This window comes from Streptomyces sp. BR123, from assembly GCF_013401435.1.
Taxonomy (GTDB): Bacteria; Actinomycetota; Actinomycetes; order Streptomycetales; family Streptomycetaceae; genus Streptomyces.
The window spans coordinates 1-1,692 of the sequence record NZ_JACBGN010000574.1; the positions used below are offsets into that span (position 1 = coordinate 1).

At 71.5% G+C, this 1,692-nt stretch carries 2 protein-coding genes; both read left to right on the forward strand.

Translation table 11 applies throughout. The features are described from left to right. On the forward strand, window positions 1-921 hold a 921-nt coding region (locus tag HYE82_RS36350), incomplete at its 5' end, for an NAD(P)-dependent oxidoreductase (protein ID WP_218783454.1). A 72-nt stretch (window positions 922-993) separates the two neighbouring features. Next, window positions 994-1,440 (forward strand): DUF6228 family protein, encoded by a 447-nt coding sequence (locus HYE82_RS36355; protein ID WP_309144573.1) that lies wholly within the window; start codon window positions 994-996, stop codon window positions 1,438-1,440. Window positions 1,441-1,692: the final 252 nt, after the last annotated feature.

A 1,692-nucleotide genomic window follows, 5' to 3' on the forward strand; every position in this document is an offset into this window, starting at 1 on the left:
GTCGTCGGGGGGCCGCTGACCCGGGCGCTGGTCGGGGCGGGGTACGAGGTCCTGGCGGTGGCTCGGTCCGAGGGGTCGGCGGCGGCGGTGCGCGCGCTCGGGGCGGAGCCGGTGCGAGCGGACGCGCTGGACCGGGACGGGTTGCTGAAGGCCGTGCACGGGCTGGAGGCCGATGCGGTGATCCACCAGCTGACCGCGATGAAGGCGCCGTCGCGCAAGCTCACGGCGGACAATCCGACCAATGTGCTGCGTTCGAGGGGATCGGCGAACCTGCTGGAGGCGGCGGGGGAGCTGGGGGCCCGCCGGTTCCTCACCCAATCCCTGGTGCTGGGCTACGGGTACCGGGACCACGGGGAGCGGCTCATCACCGAGGAGGACCCGTTCGGGGTCTACCGCGGCACGGTCGCCGACCACGTGGTCACCGGCCTGGTGGAGGCGGAGGAACGGCTGTTCTCGGCGGATCACGTGGCCGGGACGGCGCTGAGGTACGGGCTGTTCTACGGGCCGGGCACCTGGTTCGACCCGTCGCCGGGCAGCCGGCCGATGCCGGTGCCGGTCGGCGGCGGCGGGGTGATGTCGTGGATCCACGTCGACGACGCCGTGGCCGGCACCCTTGCCGCGCTGGAACACGGCCGGGCGGGCGAGGCGTACAACATCGTCGACGACCGGCCGGCCCGGTTCGGGGAGGTCGCGGCGGCGGCCCGGCGGGGTCGGCCGGGACTGCGGCTGCCGGGCTGGGCGCTGCGCGCGGCGGTGCCGTACCTGGGCGACCTGATGTTGGACACCACGCTGCGGGTGTCCAACGCGAAGGCGGCCCGTGACCTTGCCTGGACCCCGCGCCACCGGGACCACCGGGCCGGGATGGCCGCGCCCGCAGATCCAAGGTTCTCGTCGGCCGAGGAAGCGGCTCCAAAGGCTTGAGTGGATTCAGGGGGTGCCGGGGCCTGCACCCGCCTCGGCGATCGGGGGCGCATGAGTTCTATGGTTCGGCACGTGAGTCTTTTTGAGGTTTCCGCTGAGTGGCCCGAGCTCGTCGTTCGTAGTCCGGCGACGTCGGCGACGTACGTCCGGCTCTTCGATTGGGCCCGCGTGGACGAGCACGAGATCGCGTTCGCGGTGGAGGTCGTGGGGGACGGCCTGCGGGCACGGCTCGACTCGGTGAGTGTCTCCGTTTGGGGTCGCGCCGGGGACCTGACCGAGTTCCTGGACGGCCTGGCGAGAGACTTCCGAGGCTGGGAAGGGGAGAGGTCATGGGTGACGAATCGGCTGGTCCTGACGGCGACCTTCCATTCCGGTGGCCACGTTCAGCTGAGTTGGGGTCTGCGCTCTGGGATCTTTGCTGAGGATGCGTGGCAGTGCTTGGTGACCACAACCCTTGAAGCGGGTGAGCAGATGTCGAGGGTGGCTTCTGACGTGCGGAGTTTCCTCCATCAGGGATAGGCTCCCGCCGTCCCGCCGGTTTTCAGGCGAGCCCCCCAGCCTCGCCTGAAAACCGGCGAGGGGGGCGAGGCCCCTGGCCGCCTTCGTCGCAGGGCTGGACGGCCGGAGCTGATCGTGGCGCTTCCTGACCGGGATCTGCATGAGCGCCCGCCACGCCACGCCCCGCCACTGCCCTCCTGCGCGTTCGCTCGTCCTCGCGGCCTCGAACTCGCGGTGCTTCACTCTGCCGCTGCTCAAGCCCCGCCCTGCCCC